Source organism: Phycicoccus sp. Soil748 (assembly GCF_001428025.1).
Lineage (GTDB): Bacteria > Actinomycetota > Actinomycetes > Actinomycetales > Dermatophilaceae > Pedococcus.
Genome location: NZ_LMSC01000012.1, coordinates 234,127 through 259,477, shown reverse-complemented (window position 1 = coordinate 259,477; position 25,351 = coordinate 234,127). Strand labels below are relative to the sequence as shown.

Below are 25,351 nucleotides of genomic sequence, written 5' to 3'. Positions count from 1 at the left end.
ATGTACGGCACCGTCAAGGACCAGCTGGCCGCCACCCTGCGCGAGATCGAGGAGGCCGGGCTCTACAAGCGTGAGCGCGAGCTGACCTCGCCGCAGTCGGCCCACATCACGACGCGCAAGGCCGAGGCCCTGAACTTCTGCGCCAACAACTACCTGGGACTCGCAGACCACCCCGACGTGGAGGCCGCCGCAGCAAAGGCGTTGCAGGAGTGGGGTTTCGGCATGGCCAGCGTCCGCTTCATCTGCGGGACGCAGGAGCTGCACAAGCAGCTGGAGCGCGCCATCTCGGACTTCCTGCAGACGGACGACACGATCCTCTACTCGTCCTGCTTCGACGCGAACGGCGGCGTCTTCGAGGTGCTGTTCGGCGCCGAGGACGCGATCATCAGCGACGAGCTCAACCACGCCTCGATCATCGACGGCATCCGGCTGTCGAAGGCCAAGCGGTTCCGCTACAAGAACGCCGACATGGAGGACCTGCGCACGCAGCTCGAGGCGGCAGCGGCCGCCGGCGCGCGCCGTACGGTCGTGGTCACCGACGGGGTGTTCTCCATGGACGGCTACCTGGCACCGCTGGACCGGATCTGCGACCTGGCCGACGAGTTCGGCGCGTTGGTGCTCGTCGACGACAGCCACGCAGTCGGCTTCGTCGGCGAGGGTGGACGCGGGACCCCCGAGCGCTTCGGCGTGATGGACCGGGTCGACATCCTCACCGGCACCCTGGGCAAGGCCCTGGGCGGCGCGTCCGGCGGCTACGTCGCCGCACACCAGGAGATCGTCGACCTGCTGCGCCAGCGGTCGCGGCCGTACTTGTTCTCCAACGCGGTCGCGCCGACCGTGGCCGCCGGTTCCCTGAAGGCCCTGGAGATCGCGGCAGAGTCGGCCGAGGCGAGGGGGCGGCTGACGAGCAACACCCAGCTGTTCCGGTCGCTCATGACCGAGGCGGGGTTCGACCTGCTGGCTGGCGAGCACCCCATCACCCCGGTGATGTTCCCCGGTGAGGACGGCGCCCGGAAGGCGGCCCAGATCGCCGACGTCATGCTCGACGAGGGCGTCTACGTCATCGCGTTCTCCTACCCCGTGGTCCCCCAGGGCAAGGCGCGGATCCGGGTGCAGCTGTCCGCCGGGCACTCCGAGGACGACGTGCGTGCCTGCGTCGCCGCGTTCGTGGCGGCCCGAGACAAGATCGCCTGAGCGGCCTCGTCATGGCACGGCTCCTCTACAGCGCGATCTGCTCGCTCGACGGCTACGTCGTGGACGCGGCGGGGCGGTTCGACTGGGCTGTACCCGGCGAGGAGGTGCACCAGTTCGTCAACGACCGTGAGCGACCGGTCGGCACCTACCTGTACGGGCGCCGGTTGTACGAGGTGATGACCTACTGGGCGTCGGACGACCCCGACGCGGACCGGTCGCCGGTCTCCGCGGAGTACCGCAGCATCTGGCAGGCCGCCGACAAGGTCGTCTACTCCGCGTCCCTGTCGTCGGTGCAGACTCCCCGCACGACGTTGTCGCCCACGTTCGACGTCGAGGCGGTCCGCCACCTCAAGGAGTCCGCGACGGCGGACCTCGCCATCGGTGGCGCGACGATCGCGGTCAGCGCCCTGAAGGCCGGCCTGGTCGACGAGGTGTCCCTCTACCTCAACCCGGTGGCAGTCGGCGGCGGCACCCCTGCGCTCCCCCACGACGTCCGGACCGACCTCACGCTCGTCGAGCACCACGTGTTCGGCGACGGGGTCGTGTTCGTGCGCTATGCCGTCTCCTGACCGGCGCGGCCTCAGCCCTCGGCGGCCGCCGCGTCGATCGGGGTGCCCAGCTCCACCGTCCGGCTCACCGTGCACAGCCGGTCGTGCGACATGGCGATGGCCTTGGGCAGCATCTCCCGGGCCCGGTCGCCGCCCTCCCCCTCGGGAAACGTCACGGAGAACCGGACGTGCAGGTCCTGCAGGTGGTTGCCGTCGTCGTCACGGACCTTCTTCCCCGTCGCCTCGACGCGGAACGTCTCGGGCTCGGCGCGCTTGACGGTGATGAAGTCGACGTCGACGGCGCTGCAGCCGGCGATGGCCGTCAACAGCAGCTCGACCGGGGTGAAGTCGGCACTGTCTCCTCCCCCGATGCGCATGGTGCCGCCCCGGGCGTTGGTCACCTCGAAGACACCCTTCTCGACCCGCTCCATGCTGATCGCACGGTGTCCCAGCCCGGTGCCGCCGGTCTCCTCGGCCATCACGATCCCCATTTCTGCGCCAGCGCGCGGACGACGGTCATGTTGCGTGCCGTCCCCGGCACCCCGAGGACCTTCTCGATCCGGGGCCCCGTGAGCTTCGCCTCGTGGAACGGCACCGCGTACTCCATGAGCACATCCTTGCCGATCACCCTCGCGCGCTCACCGGCGGAGTCCCACTCCTCCAGGCCGGCTGCCCGCGCGGCCGGCGGCGCCGTGGCGCAGAAGCTGACGTAGCGCGACGTCTCCCCCTGCAGGGCAACGGGTATCGCGTCGACCTCCGCCACGAGGGCGGGCAGCTCGGCGGGACGCCGAGCGATGGCAACGATGTCGTACCCGGCGTGCTCGCCGAGGAGGCGGCCCACCGCCTGCTCCACCTTGGTCACGCTGCGCATGGCTGTCTCCACGAGGAAGTTGCCGGTCTGGATGTGGGACTCGACGTCGCCGAAGTCGTTGTCCTGCAGGACCTTCCGGGCGTCCGCCATCTTCAGGGTGCGACCCCCGACGTTCACTGCGCGCAGGAAGACCACGTACCTCCCCATCTCACGCTCCTTCCACGACGCGGCGCACAGCGGCGCCCACCAGTGCCATGCCCCCGAGGGCCTCCTCCCGCGTCAGCGGCTCGGCGCGGTCGTCCCACTCGGCCAGCACCGCGTACGCGACCGCGCCGGCAGGACCGGACAGCACCCCGACGTCGCCACGCACTCCGGTGATGGTGCCGGTCTTGTTCCACAGCGACAGGCCGCGGTCGGCGTCGTCGTGGCACAGCGGGTCGAGGCCGAACGCCGAGGCCACCATCGACAGGTCGGCGTTGAGGGAGAGCCAGCCGGCAACCCTCTCGCTGGCACCCGGCGAGACGAGCTCGCGCCGGTGCAGACGCGCGGCGAAGGCGGCCAGGCCCGCTACGCTCCCCGTCGACAGGGTGGGCGGGTCGGACGGGCCGCGCACGTCACGGACCGGCCCGTGCAGCGCCACGTCGTCGATCCCCGCGGCCACCGCGGTCTCCTCGACGGCCCGAGCGCCTCCGACCCGGCGCAGCAGGACGTTGGTGGCGAGGTTGTCGCTGAACGCCCCGACCAGCGCCGCACAGTCCACGACCTGCATCTCGGCGGTCGCGAGGTGGCGCCACAGGCCGGAGTCGCCGACGAGGTCGTCCGGCCGCGGAACGAGCTGCTGGCTGCCGTCGAGGTCGCCGCTCTCGAGCAACCTCGCGACCTCCAGGAGCAGCAGCACCTTGCCGAGGCTGGCGGTGCGCTGGACCTGGTCGGGGCGGTGCGCTGCCAGCACCTGCCCGGTCGCGGTGTCGACGAGCTGGATGCCCCAGGCCACGGTCGGGCTGGTCGCCAGCCGTGCGACGACCTCCGGTGGCGACGCCGCGCTCACAGGTCGAGGACGCCTTCCCCGAGGTCGCGCACGAGGCCGCCGACCTGCACGGTGCCGTCCTCGCCGACGGTCAGCACGAGCGTCGACGGGCGGCCCACCTGCTCGCCCTGGCTCACCGTCCAGTGGCCGGACCGCCCCTGGGCAGCCAGCCAGGTGCCCAGGTTGGAGCACGCCGAACCGGTGGCCGGGTCCTCGATGGCAGCCGTCCCCTGCGTGAACAGGGCGCGCGCCTCGATCTGGCCCTCGCCGGTCTCGCACCACAGGTAGACCAGCGTCTCGCCTCCTCGGGTGCCCATGCCGGCAAAGCGGCGCATGGCCGCGGCGTCGCCCACCGCGCGGCGTACGGCCTCGACATCGGTCGCGCGCGCGATCACCTGCGCACTGCCGGTGCTGACCTGCTGCACCGGGCCCACGAGGTCCCCGGCCGCCAGCCCGACGCAGCCGGCGATCTCGTCGACCTGGTAGTCGGCCTGCACCGAACCGGGGTTGGCGGTGAGGGTCCACGTGTCGCCGCCGGCCTCCACCGGGATGATGCCGGCGGGCATCGAGAGGGCGAGCGCGTCACCGGCGAGTCCGAGGGCGCGGACGACGTGTGCCGTGCCGAGTGTGGGGTGGCCGGCGAAGGCCATCTCGTAGTGCGGGGTGAAGATCCGGACGCCCGCGTCGGCGCCGTCGACGGGCGGCACGAGGAATGTCGTCTCCGACAGGTTGAACTGGCGGGCGATGCCCTGCATCTGGTCCTCGGAGAGGTCCGCCGCGTCCTGGACGACGGCGAGCGGGTTGCCCGAGAACGGGTCCCCCGGCTGGGCGAAGACGTTGAGCAACCGGTAGGTCAGGCGCATGGGCTCACTCTGTCAGACTGACCGCGTGCCGAGCACCGTGCCGACCCCGCCCGTCTCACCCCCCACGCCCGTGGACCCCCCTTCGGGGCGGCTGGTCCTGCTGCGACACGGCGAGACCGAGTGGTCGCTCTCGGGAAGGCACACCGGCCGGACCGACCTGCCCCTCACGGCGCACGGCGAGGAGCTGGCGATGGCCGCGGGCGCACTGCTCGCCGACTACCACTTCGTCCTGTCGCTCTGCTCCCCGTTGCAGCGCACGCGTCGCACAGCCGAGCTGGCCGGTCTCGCTCCCGAGCTCGACGACGACCTGGTGGAGTGGGACTACGGCGCCTACGAGGGCCTGACGACGTCGCAGATCCGTGACGGGCTGGGTTGGGACTGGACGGTGTTCGCCCACGGCGTGCCCGCCGGTGAGACCCCTGGGGAGACCGTCGAGGAGGTGGCGGCCCGGGCCTCCCGGGTCGTACGACGCGTGCTCCCGGCCCTCGCCGACGGGGACGTTGTGCTCGTCGGCCACGGCCACGCGCTCCGGGTCCTCGCCTCGGTCTTCCTGCGTCAGGAGCCGCGCCTGGGCGCCCAGCTCCTCCTCGACGCGGGCTCGGTGTGCGTGCTGCAGCACGACCGCGAACAGCCGGCGATCCGCGTCTGGAACCACGGACCCACCCTGCCGGAGGGTGCCGAGGCGTGAACCTGCGGCAGCCCGGCGCCTGAGGGGCTACCCGCGGGGGACGCGCGTGCGCGGGGGTCGCACCACCGTGAGGTCGGACCGTCGCGGGGTCGACACCACCGCGGGGCCCCCGGGCACCTGTGTCGCCGGTTGCGGCGCGGGGTCGACCGGCCAGTCCTGCTCACCCGCCTCCTCGAACAGGGCCACGGCGCTGCAGTCGCCGGGGGTGAACCTGGGGCCGTAGCGCACCCCCTGGTGACCGGCGCCGTCCAGCGCCCGGGCCCACGCCTGCGGCACGGCGTACGGGACCATCGTCTCGAGCTCGCGGGTGACGCCGTGGTCTCCCGCCGCCCGGGACTGCAGGTCCGCGACCTCCCGGTCGTCGGGCACCGCCAGCCGCGACACGACGACGTCCTCCAGCAGGCTCTCGGGGACGGCACGGGCGGCGGCGAGGACCGGCCCGACCCGTTCGCGCAGGGCGCTGGCGGGGTCGAGGGCGGCGTAGCAGGTGCCCCGGGGCGCGGGGAGGTCGAACCGACCCGAGCCGTCGCTGCCGAACCACCACGGCCCGCGGTCGGCACGGTGCGCGCGGTACAGCGCGGTGTCGCGGCGGAGGGCTCGGGTGGGAAACCCCTGCAGCGAGGCGGGAGGACCGCCCTGGGCGACCTGCTCGCGAGCGCTCATGCCGCCCAGGTGCCGGCGTCGGCTGCTGCCGCCTCGGCGACCCTGCGGACCGCCGTCGACGAGGACCGGTGGACCACGAGGTAGTCGATGGCGCTGTGGCCCTCGAACACGTCGGTGGGTGTCGTCAGCCAGGCGCCGACCGACCAGCCGTCGACCCCGCGCCGGGTGAACGCCCCGACGGACTCCACGACCCCCGGCCGCACGGCGCCGTTGCGGCCGAACTGCAGCGACGGGTAGAGGAGGTGGCCGTCCGCCGTGCGGCAGGCCAGCACGGTGCCGCGTCGCACGCGGTCGAACAGCGCCTGTCGGCTGATGCCCAGCCACGCCACGAGGCCGGCCGTGTCGTAGAACGGCCCGAGCGGCTGGTCGAGCGGGTGCACCGTCGGCATCGCGGCGACCATGCGGTCGGCGAGGTCGTCGACGTCACCGAGCTCGAGGCTGCGTCCCGAGGCGCGCAGGTCCTCGACCCGCGCCGCGATCCGCTCGCGCAGCGCGTCGGTCAGGGCGTCGACCGGCGTGGTGGTACGGGTGCGGGGCGTCATCCTCGTCGACCTCCATCGAGTCCGTGCCCCGTCAAGGGCGTCAAGGTCAATGGTGCCACCCTAGGGCGTGCCACCGACAGCCGGCGCGGTCAGGGCAGGCGCCGGGCGCGCAGGACCACGTCGTCGACGTGGTGGGCTCCGGCCCCGCCGACGGGGACGACGCGCGGCCGCACCTCGTCGACCTCCACGACCCAGCCGTCGTCGAGCAGGGCCGCGACGTCCGCCGGTGCCACGAAGTCCTCGGGGTCGAAGTCGTGCTCGTGGGCGACGCCGGCGTCGTGCACGTGGTGCACGACGAGGAGCGTGCCGCCCGGGGCGACTGCGCACAGCAGGGCTCGTTCGGCCTCCTGCGCCTCGGTGCGGGGCAGCGCCGGGTACTGCGCCGACACCAGGTCGAAGCTCCCCTCCGGAAGGGCCGCCTCGACGAGCCCGCTGTGCAGCCAGCGGACCTCCACCCCCGCCTCGCGGGCATGCCTGGAGGCGCGTTCGAGGGCGACCCGTGAGACGTCGAGTGCGGTCACGTCCCACCCGCGGCCGGCCAGCCACGCCGCGTCCGCACCCTCGCCGCACCCCACGTCGAGCGCGCGACCGGGCGCCAGCGCGGCCACCTCGGTCACCAGGGCGCCGTTGGGCCGACCGCTCCACACCTGCTCGGCCGCGCCGTACCGCTCGTCCCAGCTCCCGTCGCCCCCACCGAGCCCGGTGCGGTGGCCCTCGGGTCGCGGGTCGTGGTGGTGGTCGTGCGGGCCCGCCGGCCGGCTCGGGTGGGTCACGACACGCCTACGGGAGCGGCCACGTGTGGACCGGCTCGTTGCTGTGCATGTTCTTCGCGTAGTGACGCAGCATCTCCGCCAGGGCGCTCTGCCGGTCCATGCCCGAGGCCTGCAGCCTCGCCACCGCGTCGGTCTGCCACGTGGCACCGTTCGTGCTCGTCGTGCACCGGCCCTCGATGACCGACAGGTAGCGGTCGCGCACGGCCGCGGACACGCCCCATTCGGCAAGCCCCTCGTGGGCCATGGGCAGCAGGTGGCGCAGGACCAGCTCCTCGGCCCGCACCTCACCGAAGCCCGGCCAGTAGAGCCGGGACTCGATGCCGTCGCGCGCCGCGTCGCGGAAGTTCTGCTCGGCCGCGGCGAAGCTCATCTTGCTCCAGATCGGCCGGTCGTCAGACGCGAGCTTGCGGATGACGCCGTAGTAGAACGCGGCGTTGGCGAGGGTGTCGACCAGGGTGGGACCGGCTGGCAGGACACGGTTCTCGACCCGCAGGTGCGGTGTGCCGTTGACGATGTCGTAGATCGGACGGTTCCAGCGGTAGACCGTGCCGTTGTGCAGGCGCAGCTCAGACAGCGACGGGGCCTCGCCGGCCTCGAGCTTGGCCACGGGGTCCTCGTCGGACACCTCCGCGAGCAGGGCCGGGAAGTAGCGGACGTTCTCCTCGAAGAGGTCGAAGATCGAGGTGATCCAGCGCTCCCCGAAGAAGACGCGGGGTCGCACGCCCTGGTTCTTCAGCTCGATGCTGCGGGTGTCGGTGGCCTGGCTGAACAGCTCGATCCGCGTCTCGGCGTGCAGGCGCTGCCCGAAGAAGAACGGCGAGTTGGCCGCGAGCGCGATCTGCGGGGCCACCAGCGCCTGCGCGGCGTTCCAGTGGGCGGCGAAGTCCTGGGGTGCGACCTGCAGGTGCAGCTGCACGCTCGTGCAGGCCGACTCGGGCGCGATGGAGTTGCAGTAGGTGGCGACCCGCTCCCCCGTGGGGCCCTCGATGTCGAGGTAGATGTCCTCGCCACGGGCGTAGAAGATCGAGTCGTTGAGCGCCGTGTAGCGGTTGTTGGCGCTGATCCACTCGCCCTCGAAGTGCTTGGGCATGATCGTCGGCAGGATGCCGACCGCCACGATGTGCGCCCCGCGCTTCTCGGCCGCCGTGGACGCGGCGTTGAGCGAGGCCCGCAGCTCGTCCTCGAGCTGGATGGCCGAGTCGCCCGGCAGCGGGCGAGGGGGCACGTTGAGCTCGATGTTGTACTGCGCCAGCTCGGTCTGGTAGCCGGGGTCGGCGATGGCCTCGAGGACCTCGGCGTTGGCGAACTTGGGCTGGTAGTCGTCGTCGACGAGGTTGAGCTCGATCTCCAGGCCGGTCATCGGCCGGTCGAACTCGAAGACGCTCTGGGACAGCATCCGCTCGAACACGTCGAGGTTCTGGCGCACCTTCTCGCGGTACTGCTGCCGCTGCTCGCGGGTGTAGCTCTGGGCGGTGACTTCCTCCCCCACGGGACCCTCCCTCGACTGGTGGCTGGTGCCGGCGGCCGGGGGTCACGGGAAAGCCCTCGGTGTGACGACCCAACCACACGCCGGGCGCGCCTGCCAACGGCTGTCACCGGGCTCTCCTAGCCTGCTGACGTGCGCTTCCTCCACACCTCCGACTGGCACCTGGGGCGGTCCTTCCACCAGGTGGGGCTGCTGGACGCCCAGGCGCAGTTCGTGGACCACCTCGTCGAGACGGTGCGCACCGAGTCCGTCGACGCGGTCCTGGTCTCCGGCGACGTCTACGACCGGGCGATGCCGGCCCCCGACACCGTCCAGCTGCTCAGCGAGACGGTGACCCGCTTGGTGGCCGAGGGCGCCACCGTGGTCCTGTCCAGCGGCAACCACGACTCCGCGATCAGGCTGGGGTTCGCGAGCGAGCTGCTGGCCCGCACCGGGCTGCACATCCGCTCCTCCCTCGACACCGTCGGCACACCGGTGATGGTGGGCGACGTGGCCGTGCACGCCCTGCCCTACCTGGAGCCGTCCGTGGCGGCCGGCACCCTCGGCACCACCGAGCGCACCCACGCAGGAGTGCTCGGTGCGGCCATGGCCCGGGTCAACGCCGACCGGCTGGCCCGCGGGGGCCGGTCGGTCGTCATGGGCCACGCGTTCGTCACCGGCGGCGCCACCAGCGACTCCGAGCGCGACATCGCCGTCGGCGGCGTCGGCGCGGTGCACCCGCGCACGTTCGCCGGGCACGACTACGTCGCCCTGGGTCACCTCCACGGCCGCCAGCGGGTCAGCGAAACCGTCCGCTACAGCGGCTCGCCGATCGCCCTGTCGTTCAGCGAGCACCGGCAGACCAAGGGTTCGTGGCTGGTCGACCTCGACGAGCACGGTGTCCACGTCGAGCCGGTCGACGCCCCGGTCGCACGCCCGCTGGCGGTGCTGCGAGGCGACCTCGAGGCGCTGCTCGCCGACCCGAGCCACGCGGAGGCGGAGCGCGCCTGGTGCCAGGTCACCCTCACCGATGCCACGCGGCCACCAGGTGCCATGGAGCGGCTGCGTCGCCGGTTCCCCCACACACTGGTGCTGCAGTTCGACCCGCAGGGCGCCCCGGTGCCGGTGCGGTCCTACGCCCAGCGCGCGCAGCAGCAGGACCCGCTCGACGTCTGCTGCACCTTCCTCGACCACGTCCGCGGCCACGCGTCCACCGACGAGGAGCGCGCCGTCGTCGCCCGGGCCGTGGAGGCCGTCAGGGTCGAGAGGGCGGGGCACGACGACGAGGGACAGCTCCGGGCGCCGCGACGGGCGGAGGGGGCAGCATGAGGCTGCACCGCCTCACAGTGACCGCGTTCGGGCCGTTCGCCGGCACGGTCGACGTCGACCTCGACGCCGCAGCCGCCGGCGGCCTGTTCCTCATCCGTGGGGCCACCGGGGCCGGCAAGACGAGCCTCCTCGATGCGATCGCCTTCGCCCTGTACGCCGACGTGCCCGGCTCCCGCTCGAAGAAGGGCCTGCACAGCGACCACGCCGAGCGCGGCGCCGTCCCCCAGGTCACCCTCGAGCTCACGGCCGGTGGCCGACGGTTCCGCCTCGAGCGCTCCCCGGAGTTCATGCGGCCCAAGGCGCGCGGCACCGGCGAGACCAAGGTGCCTGCGAAGGCAGTGCTGTGGGAGCACCGGGGCGGTGGGTGGGACGCCCTGAGCACCCGTCACGACGAGATCGCCGACGTCGTCAAGGACGTCCTCGGCATGGGGTTGGAGCAGTTCAGCAAGGTGGTGCTGCTCCCCCAGGGTGACTTCGCGGCGTTCCTGCGGGCGACGCCCGAGGAGCGACGCGGCCTGCTCGAGCGGCTGTTCGACGTCAGCACCTATGCCGCCGTCGAGGAGTGGTTCGCCACGCGACGCAAGGAGTCGGCGGCTCGCCTGGAGTCGGAGCACGCGGCCCTGCGCTCCGACCTGGCGGTGCTCGCCGACGTCCTGGCCGACGCACCGGCCGGCCTGGTCGCCGAGGCGCTCGGCGAGCCGGGCGCGGACGGCGCGAGCGACTCAGGTGACGGCGGCCCGGCTGCGGCGCCGGACTGGTCGGCGTTGCCGCTCGAGGACCTCCCCGCGGCACTCGACGCCGTGCGGGCAGCGCTCGAGTCCGCCTCGGTGCAGGGGCTCGCGGCGGTCGAGCGCGCGAAGTCCGCCGACGCCCTGGCCACCACCGCGCTGCACCAGGCCCGCGAGGTCCAGGCCCGGCGGGAGCGGGGTCGGCAGGCGACCCTGACGATCGAGCGGCTCACCTCCGGACAGGCCGAGCACGACGCGGCCGTGTCCACGCTCGACGCCGCGCAGAGGGCCCGCTCGGTCGCGGGTGACCTCGCGGCCCACGCCCGGGCGGCCGACGCCGTCGAGCAGGCCCGGGAGCGCGTCGAGGCGACGACCTGCACCGTGACTGCCCTCGGGGTGCCCGTCGACGCCCTGGAGCCCGCGGTGGAGCGGGCGACCGGCGCAGCGGCGGCCCTCGACGAGGCCGAACGGCGCGGACGGTCCTGGCTCGAGCGCACCCGCGAGCACACGGCCCTGGTGGAGCAGACCCACGCCGCCGAGCGCGCCCACACCCAGCTCGGCCAGAGGGTCATCCGCAGTCGAGAGGCGTCCCTGGCGGCCCAGCGAGGGCTCGCCGCGACCACGGAGGCGGCCGGCGCCGTGGCCCCCGCCGCTGCGCGCGTCAAGGAGCTGTCCGTCCTGCACCGGACGAGGACGGCGCTCGACCACGGAGCCGTTGAGCTGGCACAGGCCACGTCCCTCGCGCAGGCGGCCCGTTCCCGGGCAGCCGACCTGCGCGACGTCTACCAGGACCTTCGACAGGCCCGGCTCGACGGCATGGCCGCCGAGCTCGCGGCACGCCTGGAGGACCAGCACCCCTGCCCGGTGTGTGGTTCCCCCGAGCACCCGGCACCGGCCACCGGTGGCGACGTGGTGGCCGCCGAGGTGGTCGAGGCTGCAGAGCACGCCTGGCAGGTCGCGGCCGCCGCGCACGCCGACGCACAGTCAGTGGTCGCCTCCATCGAGGCCGCGCAGGCGGAGCGTGCAGCCCAGCTCGGCGAGGAGCTGCGTGACGCGCAGGCGCTTGCCGAGGCCGTGGTCCACGCCCGTGCCGAGCACGCATCGGCGGTCGAGCGCTCGGCAGCGCTGGACCGTGCCCGCGAGCTCGTGGAGTCCGCCGAAGCCGAGATCGCCACCCTGACCGACCAGGCCGCTGCGCTGCGTGACGGCCTCACCGCCGCGCGGACCACCCTGGCCGCCCTCGAGCAGGACCTCACGACCGACGGCGAGGCCGTGCGCGAGGCACTCCTGCAGCACGGCACCACCTGCCCCTGCGCCGGTGACCAGCACCACCACGTCCATGACGGCGAGACGGCAACCGGCGACGTCTCCGACCTGCTCGAGGTACTGCCGCGGGTCCGCCGGCGCCACGACACCACGGTCCGCCAGCTCCAGGACCACCTGCACGCTGCCCAGGCGCTCGAAGGGGCTCTGGAAGCCCTGGCCGTGGTCGACGCCGCGACCACGGCGGCGCTCACCGAGGCCGGCTTCGCCGACGTCCCGGCGGCACGCTCGGCACTGCTCAGTCCCGCCGACGTCACCGCCCTCAGGGCCCGCACCACCGCTCGCGACACGGCCCTTCTGCAGGCCGCCACCATCGTCGAGGACCCGGACGTGGCTGCGGCCCTCGTCGGCGAGGCGCCTGACCTCGACACGCTCCAGCACGGCGCCGAGGCCGCGCGGACGGCCTACACCTCGGCCCTCGCGGCCGAGACCCTGGTCCGGCGCACCCTCGGTGGCGTCGAGCGGGTGCGCACCGCCGTCGGCGAGCGGTGCGCCGCACTGGCCACCGCAGCGGCCGAGCACGAGGTACTGCGCGAGGTCGCCGACGCGGTCACCGGCACCTCTGCGTCCAACACCCTGCGGATGAGGCTTTCCGCATTCGTCCTGGCGGCGCGGCTCGAGAAGGTCGCGGCGCTGGCCAACGAGCGCCTCGTCACCATGGGCGAGGGCCGCTACCAGCTGCGCCACACCGACGACCTCGCCGCGCGCGGAGCCCGGAGCGGGCTCGGGCTGGAGGTCCTCGACCTGTGGACCGGCCAGGCCCGTGACACCAGCTCGCTGTCCGGCGGTGAGTCGTTCATGGCGTCCCTGGCCCTGGCCCTGGGGCTCGCCGATGCGGTGAGGGAGGAGTCCGGTGGGTTCGACCTGCAGACGCTGTTCGTCGACGAGGGCTTCGGCACGCTCGACGACGAGAGCCTCGAGCAGGTCATGACCGTCCTCGACGGCCTGCGCGAAGGCGGCCGCGCCGTCGGTGTGGTCAGCCACGTGGCCGAGCTGCGCACCCGCATCTCGAGCCAGGTCGTCGTCACCAAGACCGAGCAGGGCTCCACCGTCAGCACCACCGCCACCGACGAAGCGGCCCCCGCCGCCTGAGCCTTCCAGGGGCGGGGGCCGGGTCGGAGCCTTCAGGGCGCCCGGACCTCGAAAAGCCTCAGCTCTCGAACGCCTCGGGCGGCGGGCAGCTGCAGACCAGGTGCCGGTCGCCGTACGCGCCGTCGATGCGGGCAACCGGCGGCCAGTACTTGTCGGCGGCGTGCACCCCGACCGGGAAGGCGGCCTCGGTCCGCTCGTACGGGTACTCCCACTTGCCGGCCAGCGCCTTGGCGGTGTGCGGGGCGTTGCGCAGCATGCTGTCGGCCACGGCCACGTCCCCGGCCTCGACGGCGGCGATCTCGTGGCGGATGGCGATCATCGCGTCGCAGAAGCGGTCGATCTCGTAGCGGTCCTCGCTCTCGGTCGGCTCGACCATGAGCGTGCCAGCCACCGGGAACGACATCGTGGGTGCGTGGAAGCCGTAGTCGATGAGCCGCTTGGCCACGTCGTCGACGCTGACACCGCTGCGCTTGGTGAGCTCGCGCAGGTCGAGGATGCACTCGTGCGCCACGATGCCGTCGTGGCCGGAGTACAGCACCGGGTAGTGCTCACGCAGCCGGGTGGCGATGTAGTTGGCGTTGAGGATCGCGACCTGCGTGGCGCGGGTGAGGCCGGCGCCACCCATCAGCCGCACGTAGGCCCACGAGATCGGCAGGATGCTCGCCGACCCGAACGGCGCCGCCGAGATCGGCCCGACCCCGGTCTCCGGCCCGGCCTCCGCGGACAGCGGGTGGTTGGGCAGGTGCGGGGCGAGGTGCTCGCGCACGGCGACCGGACCGACGCCGGGTCCACCACCGCCGTGCGGGATGCAGAACGTCTTGTGCAGGTTGAGGTGGGAGACGTCCGCGCCGAACTTGCCCGGGCGGGCCAGTCCGACCAGGGCGTTGAGGTTGGCGCCGTCGACGTAGACCTGGCCGCCGGCGTCGTGGACGAGGCCGCACAGCTCGGTGATGGTGTCCTCGAACACCCCGTGGGTCGAGGGGTAGGTCACCATGATCGCGGCGAGGTCGTCGCGGTGCTCCTCGACCTTGGTCCGCAGGTCGTCCATGTCGATGTCGCCGCCGGCAGCCGTCTTGACGACGACGACCTTCATGCCGGCCATCACCGCGCTCGCGGCGTTGGTGCCGTGGGCGCTGGCGGGGATCAGGCAGATCCGGCGCTGCGACTGGCCGTTCGCCTCGTGGTAGGCGTGGATCGCGAGCAGGCCGGCGAACTCGCCCTGAGAGCCGGCGTTCGGCTGCAGCGACACCGCGTCGTACCCGGTGATCTCGCAGAGCCAGGCCGACAGGTCGCTGATGAGCGACCGGATGCCCTCGGTCTGGGACGCCGGGGCGAACGGGTGCAGGTGGGCGAACTCCGGCCAGGTGACCGCGACCATCTCGGTCGTCGCGTTGAGCTTCATGGTGCACGAGCCGAGCGGGATCATGCCGCGGTCGAGGGCGAAGTCGCGGTCCGAGAGCCGGCGCAGGTAGCGCAGCATGGAGGTCTCGCTGCGGTGGCTGTGGAACACCGGGTGGGTCAGGAACTCGCTCGTGCGCACGAGCTCGGCCGGCCACTGCACGTCCCCGACCGTCACCGAGCTGAGCCCGGTGACGCCGAAGGCAGCCCACACGGCGTCGAGGTGGCGCAGATCGGTGGTCTCGTCGACGCTGACCGACACGCGGTCGGCGTCGACGCGCCAGATGTTGACCCCGCGGTGGACGGCTTCGGCGACGACCTCGTCGGCGCGGCCCGGCACCCGCACGGTGAGGGTGTCGAACCAGCTCTCGTTGACGACCTCGACACCGCCGGCAACCAGTCCCTCGGCCAGGGCGCGGGCGTGCCCGTGCACGCGCCGCGCGATCGCGGTGAGGCCGTCCGGACCGTGGTAGACGGCGTACATCGACGCCATCACGGCGAGCAGCACCTGGGCGGTGCAGATGTTGGACGTGGCCTTCTCGCGCCGGATGTGCTGCTCGCGCGTCTGCAGGGCGAGCCGGTAGGCAGGCGTCCCCTCGGTGTCGACGCTCACGCCGACGAGGCGACCGGGCAGCGAACGCTCCAGGCCGGTGCGGACGCTCATGTACCCGGCGTGCGGGCCACCGAAGCCCATCGGCACGCCGAAGCGCTGGGTGGTGCCCACCGCCACGTCGGCGCCCCACTCCCCCGGCGCTGTGGCCAGGGTCAGGGCGAGCAGGTCGGCGGCGGCGGTGACCAGCGCACCCACCTCGTGGGCGGCGGCAGCCACGGCGCGCCAGTCGCGCACCTCACCGTCGGCGCCCGGGTACTGCACGATGACGCCGAAGACGTCACGGTCGCCGGCAGCCGCGCGCAGCGCCTCGGCGGAGTCGACGGCGGTCATGTCGGCAACCACGACGTCGATGCCGAGCGGCAGCGCGCGGGTCTGCATGACCGCCTTCGTCTGGGGGAAGAGGTGCTCGTCGACCAGGAGCACCGCGCCGGTGGCGACCTTGCTGGCGCGGCGCATCAGCGTCATCGCCTCGGCTGCAGCAGTGCCCTCGTCGAGGAGCGACGCACCGGAGGTTGCCAGACCGGTCAGGTCGCTCACGACGGTCTGGAAGTTGATGAGGGCCTCGAGGCGACCCTGGGAGATCTCGGGCTGGTAGGGCGTGTACGCGGTGTACCAGGCGGGGTTCTCCAGCACGTTGCGCTGGATCACGGCCGGGGTGATGGTGCCGTAGTAGCCCAGGCCGATCATCGAGGTCATGACCTGGTTGCGTCGCGCGAGCCCGCGCAGCTCCTCGACCACGGCCGACTCCGAGGCGGCCGGGTCCACCCGCAGCGGCCCCTCGGAGCGGATGGCGCCGGGCAGGGCCGCGTCGACGAGGGACTCGAGGCTGCTGTGCCCGACGGCCTCGAGCATGGCCTGGACGTCGTCGTGGGACGGGCCGATGTGGCGACCGGTGAACTCCGGCAGGTCCGAGGACCACTCCCCCGAGGACCCGGTACCCGAAGACCCGGTGGCGGTGGACGGCGTGGTGGCGTGCTGGGCGGACATGAGGCTCCTGAACGTCGGAATGCTCGGATCGCCTCCCCATCTGTCACGGCGTGGCCGCTCCAGAGGTGCCTGTCCCGCGCAGTCCTGGCGCCTGAGAGGTTCCGGGGAGTTTGCCCCTTCGGCGCCCCGCCACGCGTCACGGTGGACGCACGCGGGGACTCTCCCGCACGGGATGTTCAGCAGGTCCAACCTACAGCACGGGCCGCCGCTCCCGAAGGAACGACGGCCCGTGCCGGACGGTCTCGGGCGTCCTCGGTGGACGCCGGGTGGGTCAGGCCAGCCGGGCCTGGCGCCGCATCCGCAGCTCGTCGCCGGGGTGCTCGGCCGGTGCCTCGTCCTCAGTGCGCTCGCTGGGCAGCTCGGCGAGCTCGCCCTCGACCTCGCGCCAGACGCGGCCGACCGCGATGCCGAAGACTCCCTGGCCACCCTGGACGAGGTCGATGACCTCGTCGGCGGAGGTGCACTCGTAGACCGAGGCGCCGTCGCTCATGAGGGTGATCTGCGCCAGGTCCTCGACCCCGCGCTCACGCAGGTGGGTGATGGCCACGCGGATCTGCTGGAGGGAGACGCCGGTGTCGAGCAACCGCTTGACGACCTTGAGCACGAGGATGTCGCGGAAGCCGTAGAGCCGCTGGGTGCCGGAGCCGGTGGCGCCACGGACCGACGGCTCGACCAGGCCGGTGCGGGCCCAGTAGTCGAGCTGGCGGTAGGTGATGCCGGCGGCCTTGCACGCGGTGGGCCCGCGGTAGCCGGTGTCCTCACGCAGCTCCGGGAGGTCGTCGGTGAACAGCAGCCCCTGTGCCGCGGCGGGCACGCTCGTGTGGCCGTGGCCAGCCTCACTGGTCGTGTTCACGACGCTCACCTCCTGGTGTAACTACACGGGTCGAATTCGGTCTTCCGCTGACGGTACGACCGGGAAAACACCACGTCAACCACCACTGCACCCTCGCGCCCCGGCGTGTCGCGCCGGTTCACCGAACCGTCAACCTCAGGTCAAGGTCGAGGTGTTGAGCGTGGAGAGCTACGCCTCGGGACCGGTTTCGCCCGGTTTGGTCTCGAAGTCCTCGGCCGACACGTGGTCGAGGAACTCGCGGAACCGCTCGACCTCGTCGTCCTTGTCCTCCTCCCCCGTCATCGCCACGCCGGCCTCGTCGAGCAGGGACTCCCCCGCGACGATCGTCGTGCCGGTGCGCAGCGCCAGGGCGATGGCGTCGGAGGACCGGGAGGAGATCTCGGTCGTGCCGTCGAGAACCAGGGCGGCGTGGAAGACACCGTCGCGCAGCTCGACGATGCGTACCTCCGTGAGCCGGTGGCCGAGGCCCTCGATGACGTTCTTCATCAGGTCGTGGGTCAGCGGGCGCGGCGGTTCGATGCCCTGCTGGGCGTAGGCGATGGCCGTCGCCTCGGCCGCCCCGATCCAGATCGGCAGGTAGCGGTCTCCGTCACGCTCGCGCAACAGGACGATGGGGTGGTTGGTGGGCATCTCGACCCGGACTCCGAGGACCTCGAGCTCCTTCACCGTTCCACCGTACCCCGGTTCAGCCGCGGTGCAGCCCGTCCCTCACGAGCGCGGTGTGCAGGGCGATGCACAGCCGCAGGACCTCGGGAGTGGGGTCCGTCTGCGCGCCTCCCCGTCCGGCCTTCCCGGACGCTGCCCGGTGGGGCGTCACGACCTGCTGGACCAGCCCGATCTCCCGGTCGGCGGCGGTCCGGAACGGGCGCAGGTGGCGGGGCTCCACGCCGTACGCAGCCAGCGCCGCCGCGGTGTGGGCGATGCCGAGCGCGGCGTCGCCGTAGTGACCGGTGTCGTCGGGCCGCACGAGGCCGAAGGTCTCGAGCGAGTCCATCGTGGCCTCCTCCAGCCTTGCGGCCGCGACCAGCTCGGCCCTCGTGAGGCGCAGCGAACCGGTGGACGTCAGGGACTCGGAAGTCGGCACGTCGGGGTCGGCGGCCGGCTGCGGCACCGACGGTCGCGGCATACCGGCCGACCCCGCCCGCTCGGGCGTCAGGCCGCGGTCGAGGGCGTCGAGGGCGTCACGGATGACCTTGAGCGGCCAGAAGTGGTCGCGCTGGGCCGTGAGGATGTAGCGGAGCCGCTCGACGTCGGTGGCCGAGTAGGTGCGGTAGCCGGAGCCCGTGCGCGCCGGGGTGACCAGGCCCTCGGTCTCGAGGAAGCGGATCTTGGAGATCGTGACGTCCGGGAAGTCCTCGCGCAGGGCCGCGAGCACCGCCCCGATCGTCATGGACTGACGTGGGCCGCGAGGAGTCACAGCGGCCTTGGTCAGGCCCTGCCGGCGTAGAACACGAGGCGGAACTTGCCGATCTGCACCTCGTCGCCGGTGTGCAGCGTCGCCTCGTCGATCCGCTCACGGTTGACGTAGGTGCCGTTGAGCGAGCCCACGTCGCGCACGACGAAGGTGTCGCCCTCGCGGCGGAAGTTGGCGTGCTTGCGGGACACCGTCACGTCGTCGAGGAAGATGTCGCTGTCAGGGTGACGGCCGGAGTTGACCTCGTCGTCGTCGAGAAGGAAGCGCGCACCGGTGTTGGGGCCGCGGAGCACGACCAGCAGGGCGGTGCCCGGGCGCAGCGCGTCGACGGTGGCCTGGTCGGCCTTGCTCAGGGAGACCTCGACCTCGGCGCTGGTGTCGACCTGCTCGAGATCGGAGATACCGGGGAGCCGCATGGTCGTCGGCTCGTGAGCGTGCGACGCCTGCTCGTCCATCTCGCTGCCGTTCATGGATGCTGCGCTCCTCTGTCGTCGTCAGTCCCCTCTAGCAAAGCACACACCCTAGGCGACGCCGCCGCGCGAGCGCAGCGGAATCTGCCAAGGGGCCGAACGCGGCTCAGCCGAGCTGGGCCTGGTACGCCGCGGGGTCCATCAGGGCCGCGACGGCAGCCTCGTCCGACGGGCGCAGCTCGTACATCCAGCCCTCACCGTAGGGGTCGGTGTTGACGAGCTCGGGGGTGGCGTCCAGCGCCTGGTTGATGGCGGTGACCTCACCGTCGAGCGGCGCATAGAGGTCGCTGACGGACTTGGTGGACTCGACCTCGCCACAGGCGTCGCCGGTGGCCACGGTGTCGCCGACGGTCGGGAGGCTGACGTAGACGACGTCGCCGAGGGCGTCCTGGGCGAAGGCGGTGATCCCGATGCGGACCGTGCCGTCCTCGCCGGAGCGCACCCACTCGTGCTCGGCGGTGTAACGCAGGTCCTGGGGGTACTCCAGCTCGCTCATGGTGCTCCTCGGTGCGCGGGGTGGCGGGTGGTGCAGGTGGCGTGGGGTCCGGCTCTCGCTACTTCGACGGCGCCGGGACGGGCCGAGCGTAACGAGGCGCCTGAAGCGAGTGCAACGCGGTGATGTCGATCGACTCGGCCTGCCGCACCGTGGGCGTCGCGCCGTCGCCGCGGACGGACTCGGTGACCCCTCCGGGGATGTCCATCGCGGAGGCCATCGTGGCCGGGTCACCGATGGCCTTGATGGAGTAGGGCTGGGCCACTCGCTGGCCGCTGACCTCGATCGCGCCGTCGACGTCGGCGAACCAGGTGCTGGCCACGACGCGGACGTCGCCGATCTGCACGGCCTCGGCTCCGGCGTCGCGCAGCTCCTGCAGGGCGTCGAGGAGGCGCGCGGAGGTCACCTTGTGGTCGGGGTCGTTGATGGTCACCACGATCCCGGGTCCGGTGGCCGGCGACGTCCCGGTGAGGATGCCGAGGGTGTCGAGGCGGTCCTGGGCGGACTTCAGCGCCTCGGAGCTCGAGCTCGCGCCCGACAGCAGCGCGTCGCGGCTGCTCTCCAGCTCACGGGTGTCGTTGGCCAGGCGCCCCTGCTCCTGGTTGACGTCGTCGAGGATGCGGACCAGCTCGTCCTCACGCAGCTGCTCCAGCCCGCTCTGGTCGGTCTGCTGGACCTGCGTGGCGATGGCGAACCCGAGGGCGATGGCGAGCAGGGCGGCGAACGCGTTGGCGCGCGTGGCCCGCGGACGCGCCATGCGCAGCAGCCGCTTCCACGAGCTCGGGCCCTCGCCGTCGTCGGGGCCGTAGCCCGGACCGGTCCGGGTCGGGGGGCTGGGAGGGGTGGGAGGGGCGGTGCTCATGCCCGGAACAGGTGCCGGCGGATCGAGGCGACGTTGGAGAAGATGCGGACGCCGAGCACGACGACGACGCCGGTGGACAGCTGCGAGCCGACCCCGAGCTGGTCACCGAGGAAGACGATGAACGCGGCGACGACGACGTTGGCGAGGAAGGAGACGACGAAGACCTTGTCGTTGAAGATCCCGTCGAGGACCGCCCGCACCGCACCGAAGACCGCGTCGAGCGCGGCGATCACGGCGATGGGCAGGTAGGGCTGGAGGACGAGCGGCACGTCCGGCCCCCACAGGAGCCCGATGAGCACTCCGCCGATGAGGCCAAGCAGGGGTATCACGGTGTGTTCTCCGAGGTTGGCGACGATGGGGTGCTGGTCGGGCTGCCGGTCTGGGTCCCGGGCGGGGTGCGGTCGGGTCGGGGCACGGCCGCCTCGCGCACGGTGAGCGACGTGGCGGCCGGGACGGTGAGCTTGTCGGCGGCGTCAATGGAAACACGGATGCCGTAGTTGTCCTTGAGGGCGCGCGCATAGGCGCCACCCGCACTGTCGGCGAACTCCACCTGCAGGTTGTCGGGGTCGCCCAGGACGGTGATCGTGTAGGGCCGGGCCAGCGGCCGGTAGTTGACGAGGATCGCCTCGCCGGCGAAGCGGATGGCGGACCGCGAGGTGAGCCGCTGTCCGTTGACGGAGATCGCCTCGGCACCCGCCTGCCACAGGCCGTTGACCACGACCTGCATGTCCTTGGAGAAGACCTTGCCCTCCTGGCTGCCGGCGTCGGTGCGGGGGTTGCCGTCGGCGCTGTTCTTGTCGACGCCGGGGGCGTTGTCGAGGACGACGACGATGCCCTTGCCGGTGAGGGCCTGGGCGCCGGACGCCGCGTCGAGCGCCTCGAGCCGGCTCTGCAGCGAGCTCGAGCTCTGGGCCAGGGCCTGGCCACGCAGCTGCTCGACCTGCGCCTGCAGGGTGCGCAGCGACGCCTCCTGCCTGTCGACGGCCTTGCGGCGCGACTCGACCTGGTCGACGAGCTGTGCCTTGGCCTTGGCCGCCGACGTGGACGGCGCGCGCAGGGCGACCGCCCCCAGCGTCAGCAACAGGCCCGCCACCACCGCCGCCACGGCGACCGTCGCGGTCCGCGTGCCGGTGCTCGCAGGGAGCCCCTCGGCGACACGGCGCTCGGCGGCGGCGGCGTACCCGGGGTCGAGGGGCCGCTCCATCATCGAGGTGAGCAGCGTCATCGACTCGTCCGGACGGCGCCCCGGGGGCGTGGTCTGGGGGTGGTCGCGGTGCGAGGTGGGGACCATGGGCACCTCAGGAGGCGGCAGCCGTGCGCACGGCCACCACCTGCCGGGCCTGGACGATGTACATGACGCCGGCGACCCAGTACAGGGCGGTGCCCCACCACGCGAAGGCCCACCCGATCGGCAGCGCCCACTCGGCGAAGCCGCTGGTGCCCTGGCCGAGCAGAAGGAGCGGGAACGCGTAGAGGAGGTTGAAGGTGGCGGCCTTGCCGACGAAGTGGACGGGCAGGCCGACCTGGCCGTGGCGCTTGACCCACCACAGCACGCCGGCGAGCAGGACCTCGCGGCCGACGAGCGCCCAGACCAGCCACCACGGGATGATGTCGCGCCAGGCCAGGCCGAAGAGCGTCGTGGCGATGTAGAGGCGGTCGGCGAACGGGTCGAGCAGCTGGCCGAGCCGGGACTCCAGTCCGTAGTGCCGGGCGATCTTGCCGTCGAGGTAGTCACTGATCCCGGAGAGCATCAGGGTGACCAGGGCGATGGCGTCGTGCTCGGCCAGGATCGCCCACAGGAAGACCGGGACGCCGAGCAGGCGCAGCAGGGACAGCACGTTGGGGACGGTGAGCACGCGGTCGGAGACCACGGCCACCCCCGTACCCGTCCCCCGGTCACCCTCGGCTGCCACGCCCGCAGCCTAACGGGCGGTGCAGCCGTAGAGTTCGCAGGCATGGACAACCCGCTGGACGGACCGGGGCTGGAGGCGCTGCACGCGCGCCGCAGCGTGAAGTGGCGGCTCTACGGCCCTGACGTCCTGCCCCTCTGGGTCGCCGAGATGGACGTCGTCCCGGCGGAGCCGGTGCAGCGCGCGGTGGTCGACGCGGTGCGCCGCGGTGACACCGGCTACCCGTGGGCCCCGGACTACACCGAGGCGCTGGCCTCCTTCGCCGGCGACCGGTGGGGCTGGCGGCCCGAACCGGCGACCATGTCGCTGGTGCCGGACGTGATGCTGGGCGTCGTCGAGGTGCTCCGGCTGTTCACCTCCCCCGGCGACGCCGTCGTCGTGAACTCGCCGGTCTACCCGCCGTTCTTCCAGTTCGTGCACAGCCTCGGGCGGCGCGTGGTGGAGGCACCACTCGGTGCCGACGGCCGCCTCGACCCGGTGACGGTCGAGGACGCGTGCGCATCGGCGACCCGCGAGGGCGCCCGGGCGGCATACCTGTTGTGCAACCCCCAGAACCCGACCGGCGCCGTCCACACCCCGGCCGAGCTCACCGCGGTCCTCGAGATCGCGGCGGCCTTCGGCGTCCGCGTGGTCGCCGACGAGATCCACGCCCCGTTAGCCCACCCGGGCGTGCGGTTCACCCCGGTGGCGTCGCTGCCGGCCGGGGCGCGCGCGGTGTCGCTGATGTCGGCGTCGAAGGCCTTCAACCTCGCCGGGCTCAAGGCGGCCGTGGCGGTCCCGGGACCGGAGGCTGTCGACGACCTCGCCCGGGTCCCCGAGGAGGTGTCGCACGGCGCCTCCCACCTCGGCGTCATCGCCCACCGCGCCGCCTACCTCGAGGGCGGTCCCTGGCTCGATGCGCTGCTCGAGGGGCTCGAGGCCAACCGCCTCCTGCTCGGCGACCTGCTGGCCGAGCAGCTTCCGCTCGTGCGCTACCGCGAGCCGCAGGGGACGTTCCTGGCGTGGCTCGACTTCTCCGCCTACGACCTGGGGCCCGACCCGGCCGCGACCCTGCTGGACCGCGCGAAGGTGGCCCTGCACCCGGGCCCGGGCTTCGGTCACGGGGGCACGGGGCACGCCCGGCTCAACTTCGGCACGTCGCCGGCCATCCTCCGCGAGGCGGTGGGCCGCATCGCCGCGGCTGTCGGCTCCTGAGCTCCGTCGGTGGCAGTCCAGCCGGCGTGGCACAGTGGCCCGATGGCCGACCGTGCGTTCGCAGGCTTCCCCACGTGGGGCGTGGAGTTCTACCAGGACCTCGAGGAGGACAACACCCGCGAGTTCTGGGCCGAGCACAAGGAGCAGTGGCAGCGCGAGGTCCGCGACCCGATGCGCGCGCTGGTCGCCGAGCTCGCCGACGAGTTCGGCCCGGGCAAGCTGTTCCGCCCCAACCGCAACCTGCGCTTCAGCGCCGACAAGTCGCCGTACAAGACCCACCAGGCGGCGCTGACCGGTCGGGAGAAGGGTGCCGGGTGGTACCTCCAGCTCGGCGGCGACGGCCTCGTGGTCGGCGGGGGCTTCCGCGCCCACTCCCCTGCCGAGACGGCCAGGTACCGCGCGGCCGTGGACTCCAGCGCCGCCGGGCCGGCGCTCGAGCGCATCGTCGCCGAGCTCGGGTCGGCCGGCTTCACCCTCGAGGGCGCAGCGCTGAAGACCCGGCCCAAGGGGTACGACGCCGACCACCCGAGACTGGAGCTGCTGCGCCGCAAGGAGCTCATGGCCCTGCGCCGCGTGGGCACCCCAGCGTGGCTGTCGACGCCGCGTGCCGCGGACGAGGTACGCGCTGCCTGGCGTCGTGTGCGCCCGCTCACCGAGTGGGTGCTGGAGCACGTCGCCGTCGAGTGACGTTGGGCTTCCCGGCGGCGGCTCGAGCCACTGTCGGAACTGCCGGGTGCGTCCTACAGTCCGGGGATGAGCTTCCTCGTCCCAGCGCAGGCGTACGGCAGGTTCATGGGCCGGTTCTCCGAGCCGCTCGCCGACCAGTTCGTCCAGGTCGCCGAGCTGCGGCCCGGGCAGCGGGCGCTCGACGTGGGCTGCGGACCCGGCGCACTCACCGCCCGCCTCGTCGACGCCCTCGGGGTTGCGGGCGTGGCTGCGGTCGACCCGTCGGAGCCGTTCGTCGAGGCGACGCGGGCTCGGTTCCCCGGGCTCGAGGTGAGGGTCGCCACCGCGGAGGACCTGCCGTTCGCGGACGGGACGTTCGACGCCAGCCTGGCCCAGCTCGTCGTGCACTTCATGGCCGACCCGGTGGCCGGCCTGGCGGAGATGGCACGCGTCACGCGTCCGGGTGGCACGGTCGCAGCCGCCGTGTGGAACCACGCGTCCGGCAACGGGCCGCTGTCACTCTTCTGGGAGGCGGTGCGCGCGGTCGACCCGCAGGAGGAGGGCGAGAGCGACTACGCGGGCGTGCGCGAGGGCGACCTGGCCAGGCTCTTCGACGCGGCTGGGCTGGCTGGAGCGGAGGAGTCGGTCATCACCGTCCACGTCCCCTTCGAGTCGTTCGAGCAGTGGTGGGAGCCCTACCTGCTCGGGGTCGGACCGGCAGGGGTGTACGTGGCCGGTCTCGACGAGGATCGCCGCGACGCCCTGGTGGCCGCGTGCCGGCGCAGCGTGCCGGACGGGCCGTTCGAGGTGGCCGCGTCCTCATGGTGCGTCAGGGCCACGGTGCAGCCGGCCTGACCTCTCTCTACGGACCGACCCGTCGGGCTCGAACCCTCCGGACCGGCAGGTCCGGCTCCCCTCCGCGTTGCAGCCGGCCGCCTGCTGGCTGGCGGCCTCAGCCCTCGGCCACGGCACCGTCGACTGCAAGACCCTCGACGGCCACACCGGCGATCGGCGTCCCCGGCGGGAGGTCCAGCACCTGCTGGTGGATCTGCCCGCAGATGTTGGTCGCCACCACGAAGTCCTGCACCTCAAGGTTGTCGACCGTGAGCGGTCCCCCGAGCACCGGAGGGTGGACGAAGCTGAGCACCTGCGCCTCGCCCGGCACGATGCCCTGCTCGGCAGCCGCGACCGCGAGCTCGCCCATGAGGTAGCGGTCCTGGCCGTCCTGGCTGAGCAGGCTCGCCTCGACCGCGTCCCGGTCACCCCAGGGCGTGGACAGGGCGCCCTCCACCGTGTCGAGGAACGCGAACCCTCCCGGCACCTCGAGGATGACGTCGCCGAACAGCGTCGCCATGACCGGCGTCGCGGCCGACAGGTCGAGCCAGTCCCAGGACTCGAGAGCGCCGGCGTACTCCTCGGCGCTGAACGCCTTCGTCAGGTCCACG

At 72.7% G+C, this 25,351-nt stretch carries 27 protein-coding genes and 1 riboswitch; of the genes, 8 read left to right on the top strand and 19 right to left on the bottom strand.

The window, feature by feature from the left end; translation table 11 throughout:
• Both ASG70_RS17495 and ASG70_RS17490 read left to right on the top strand, forming a co-directional pair.
• Complete coding sequence (locus ASG70_RS17495; RefSeq protein ID WP_056885105.1) at positions 1 to 1,194, top strand: glycine C-acetyltransferase; 1,194 nt, start codon at positions 1 to 3, stop codon at positions 1,192 to 1,194.
• Positions 1,195 to 1,205: 11 nt separating this feature from the next.
• Entirely contained in the window at positions 1,206 to 1,763 is a 558-nt protein-coding gene (locus ASG70_RS17490) for a dihydrofolate reductase family protein (protein WP_056885104.1), read from the top strand.
• 11 nt (positions 1,764 to 1,774) lie between these two features.
• On the opposite strand, the gene ASG70_RS17485 is transcribed toward ASG70_RS17490, so the two are convergent.
• Genes ASG70_RS17485 through ASG70_RS17470 form a run of 4 tightly spaced genes read right to left on the bottom strand, consistent with a single transcriptional unit; the run spans position 1,775 to position 4,443 of the window.
• Positions 1,775 to 2,221 carry an OsmC family protein gene (locus ASG70_RS17485; RefSeq protein ID WP_056885103.1) on the bottom strand — a complete coding sequence of 149 codons (447 nt, stop codon included), beginning with the start codon at positions 2,219 to 2,221 and terminating at the stop codon, positions 1,775 to 1,777.
• Positions 2,221 to 2,760: a DUF1697 domain-containing protein gene (locus ASG70_RS17480; RefSeq protein WP_056885102.1), complete on the bottom strand. Its 540-nt coding sequence runs from the start codon at positions 2,758 to 2,760 to the stop codon at positions 2,221 to 2,223. The genes ASG70_RS17485 and ASG70_RS17480 overlap by 1 nt, the downstream gene beginning before the upstream one ends.
• A gap of 1 nt (position 2,761) precedes the next feature.
• Positions 2,762 to 3,601, bottom strand: a complete 840-nt coding sequence (locus ASG70_RS17475) for a serine hydrolase (RefSeq protein ID WP_082590977.1) — start codon at positions 3,599 to 3,601, stop codon at positions 2,762 to 2,764.
• On the bottom strand, positions 3,598 to 4,443 hold the full coding sequence (locus ASG70_RS17470) for a PhzF family phenazine biosynthesis protein (RefSeq protein WP_056885101.1): 846 nt from the start codon (positions 4,441 to 4,443) through the stop codon (positions 3,598 to 3,600). Before ASG70_RS17470 ends, ASG70_RS17475 begins: the two co-directional genes overlap by 4 nt.
• Positions 4,444 to 4,468: 25 nt before the next feature.
• On the opposite strand from ASG70_RS17470, the gene ASG70_RS17465 reads away from it, so the two are divergent.
• The gene (locus tag ASG70_RS17465) at positions 4,469 to 5,131 is read left to right on the top strand and encodes a histidine phosphatase family protein (RefSeq protein ID WP_235531564.1); all 663 of its coding nucleotides are present in this window, start codon (positions 4,469 to 4,471) and stop codon (positions 5,129 to 5,131) included.
• Between the two features lie 27 nt (positions 5,132 to 5,158).
• On the opposite strand, the gene ASG70_RS17460 is transcribed toward ASG70_RS17465, so the two are convergent.
• From ASG70_RS17460 to ASG70_RS17445, 4 genes are all read right to left on the bottom strand, one after another.
• Positions 5,159 to 5,794, bottom strand: coding sequence for an RES family NAD+ phosphorylase (locus ASG70_RS17460; protein WP_056885100.1), 636 nt, complete (start codon positions 5,792 to 5,794; stop codon positions 5,159 to 5,161).
• A complete protein-coding gene (locus tag ASG70_RS17455; protein ID WP_056885099.1) occupies positions 5,791 to 6,336 on the bottom strand; it encodes a hypothetical protein in 546 nt (181 codons plus the stop codon). Before ASG70_RS17455 ends, ASG70_RS17460 begins: the two co-directional genes overlap by 4 nt.
• 89 nt (positions 6,337 to 6,425) lie before the next feature.
• Complete coding sequence (locus ASG70_RS17450; protein WP_056885098.1) at positions 6,426 to 7,109, bottom strand: bifunctional 2-polyprenyl-6-hydroxyphenol methylase/3-demethylubiquinol 3-O-methyltransferase UbiG; 684 nt, start codon at positions 7,107 to 7,109, stop codon at positions 6,426 to 6,428.
• A 7-nt stretch (positions 7,110 to 7,116) separates the two neighbouring features.
• Entirely contained in the window at positions 7,117 to 8,598 is a 1,482-nt protein-coding gene (locus tag ASG70_RS17445) for a glutamate-cysteine ligase family protein (protein WP_056885097.1), read from the bottom strand.
• Between the two features lie 129 nt (positions 8,599 to 8,727).
• On the opposite strand from ASG70_RS17445, the gene ASG70_RS17440 reads away from it, so the two are divergent.
• Together ASG70_RS17440 and ASG70_RS17435 are read left to right on the top strand one after the other, a co-directional pair.
• Positions 8,728 to 9,903 (top strand): exonuclease SbcCD subunit D, encoded by a 1,176-nt coding sequence (locus tag ASG70_RS17440; RefSeq protein ID WP_056885096.1) that lies wholly within the window; start codon positions 8,728 to 8,730, stop codon positions 9,901 to 9,903.
• Entirely contained in the window at positions 9,900 to 13,046 is a 3,147-nt protein-coding gene (locus ASG70_RS17435) for an AAA family ATPase (protein ID WP_056885095.1), read from the top strand. Before ASG70_RS17440 ends, ASG70_RS17435 begins: the two co-directional genes overlap by 4 nt.
• Before the next feature lie 58 nt (positions 13,047 to 13,104).
• On the opposite strand, the gene gcvP is transcribed toward ASG70_RS17435, so the two are convergent.
• The 10 genes from gcvP to ASG70_RS17385 form a co-directional block, all read right to left on the bottom strand.
• Positions 13,105 to 16,044 carry an aminomethyl-transferring glycine dehydrogenase gene (gcvP, locus tag ASG70_RS17430; RefSeq protein WP_082590975.1) on the bottom strand — a complete coding sequence of 980 codons (2,940 nt, stop codon included), beginning with the start codon at positions 16,042 to 16,044 and terminating at the stop codon, positions 13,105 to 13,107.
• 69 nt (positions 16,045 to 16,113) lie between these two features.
• Positions 16,114 to 16,220: riboswitch (glycine riboswitch) on the bottom strand.
• Between the two features lie 95 nt (positions 16,221 to 16,315).
• Positions 16,316 to 16,897: a MerR family transcriptional regulator gene (locus ASG70_RS17425; protein WP_056885094.1), complete on the bottom strand. Its 582-nt coding sequence runs from the start codon at positions 16,895 to 16,897 to the stop codon at positions 16,316 to 16,318.
• 168 nt (positions 16,898 to 17,065) lie between these two features.
• Positions 17,066 to 17,563 (bottom strand): bifunctional nuclease family protein, encoded by a 498-nt coding sequence (locus ASG70_RS17420; protein WP_056885093.1) that lies wholly within the window; start codon positions 17,561 to 17,563, stop codon positions 17,066 to 17,068.
• Positions 17,564 to 17,582: 19 nt separating this feature from the next.
• Positions 17,583 to 18,287 (bottom strand): MerR family transcriptional regulator, encoded by a 705-nt coding sequence (locus tag ASG70_RS17415; RefSeq protein WP_056885092.1) that lies wholly within the window; start codon positions 18,285 to 18,287, stop codon positions 17,583 to 17,585.
• 38 nt (positions 18,288 to 18,325) lie between these two features.
• The gene (locus ASG70_RS17410) at positions 18,326 to 18,781 is read right to left on the bottom strand and encodes an FHA domain-containing protein (RefSeq protein WP_056885091.1); all 456 of its coding nucleotides are present in this window, start codon (positions 18,779 to 18,781) and stop codon (positions 18,326 to 18,328) included.
• A gap of 106 nt (positions 18,782 to 18,887) precedes the next feature.
• Entirely contained in the window at positions 18,888 to 19,277 is a 390-nt protein-coding gene (gene gcvH / locus ASG70_RS17405; RefSeq protein ID WP_056885090.1) for a glycine cleavage system protein GcvH, read from the bottom strand.
• Positions 19,278 to 19,335: 58 nt separating this feature from the next.
• Complete coding sequence (locus ASG70_RS17400; protein ID WP_082590974.1) at positions 19,336 to 20,136, bottom strand: DUF881 domain-containing protein; 801 nt, start codon at positions 20,134 to 20,136, stop codon at positions 19,336 to 19,338.
• Positions 20,133 to 20,465 carry a small basic family protein gene (locus ASG70_RS17395; RefSeq protein ID WP_056885089.1) on the bottom strand — a complete coding sequence of 111 codons (333 nt, stop codon included), beginning with the start codon at positions 20,463 to 20,465 and terminating at the stop codon, positions 20,133 to 20,135. The genes ASG70_RS17400 and ASG70_RS17395 overlap by 4 nt, the downstream gene beginning before the upstream one ends.
• The gene (locus ASG70_RS17390) at positions 20,462 to 21,427 is read right to left on the bottom strand and encodes a DUF881 domain-containing protein (protein ID WP_056885088.1); all 966 of its coding nucleotides are present in this window, start codon (positions 21,425 to 21,427) and stop codon (positions 20,462 to 20,464) included. The genes ASG70_RS17395 and ASG70_RS17390 overlap by 4 nt, the downstream gene beginning before the upstream one ends.
• A 7-nt stretch (positions 21,428 to 21,434) precedes the next feature.
• Positions 21,435 to 22,049 carry a CDP-alcohol phosphatidyltransferase family protein gene (locus ASG70_RS17385; RefSeq protein WP_056885087.1) on the bottom strand — a complete coding sequence of 205 codons (615 nt, stop codon included), beginning with the start codon at positions 22,047 to 22,049 and terminating at the stop codon, positions 21,435 to 21,437.
• Between the two features lie 42 nt (positions 22,050 to 22,091).
• Here ASG70_RS17385 and ASG70_RS17380 point away from each other — a divergent pair, with 42 nt between their 5' ends.
• The 3 genes from ASG70_RS17380 (at position 22,092) to ASG70_RS17370 (ending at position 24,761) form a co-directional block, all read left to right on the top strand.
• Entirely contained in the window at positions 22,092 to 23,240 is a 1,149-nt protein-coding gene (locus ASG70_RS17380) for a MalY/PatB family protein (RefSeq protein ID WP_056885086.1), read from the top strand.
• A gap of 42 nt (positions 23,241 to 23,282) precedes the next feature.
• A complete protein-coding gene (locus tag ASG70_RS17375; RefSeq protein ID WP_056885085.1) occupies positions 23,283 to 23,927 on the top strand; it encodes a DUF2461 domain-containing protein in 645 nt (214 codons plus the stop codon).
• Positions 23,928 to 23,993: 66 nt separating this feature from the next.
• Positions 23,994 to 24,761 (top strand): class I SAM-dependent methyltransferase, encoded by a 768-nt coding sequence (locus tag ASG70_RS17370; protein ID WP_056885084.1) that lies wholly within the window; start codon positions 23,994 to 23,996, stop codon positions 24,759 to 24,761.
• Between the two features lie 97 nt (positions 24,762 to 24,858).
• On the opposite strand, the gene ASG70_RS17365 is transcribed toward ASG70_RS17370, so the two are convergent.
• Positions 24,859 to 25,350, bottom strand: coding sequence for a hypothetical protein (locus tag ASG70_RS17365; protein ID WP_056885083.1), 492 nt, complete (start codon positions 25,348 to 25,350; stop codon positions 24,859 to 24,861).
• Between the last annotated feature and the right edge of the window lies 1 nt (position 25,351).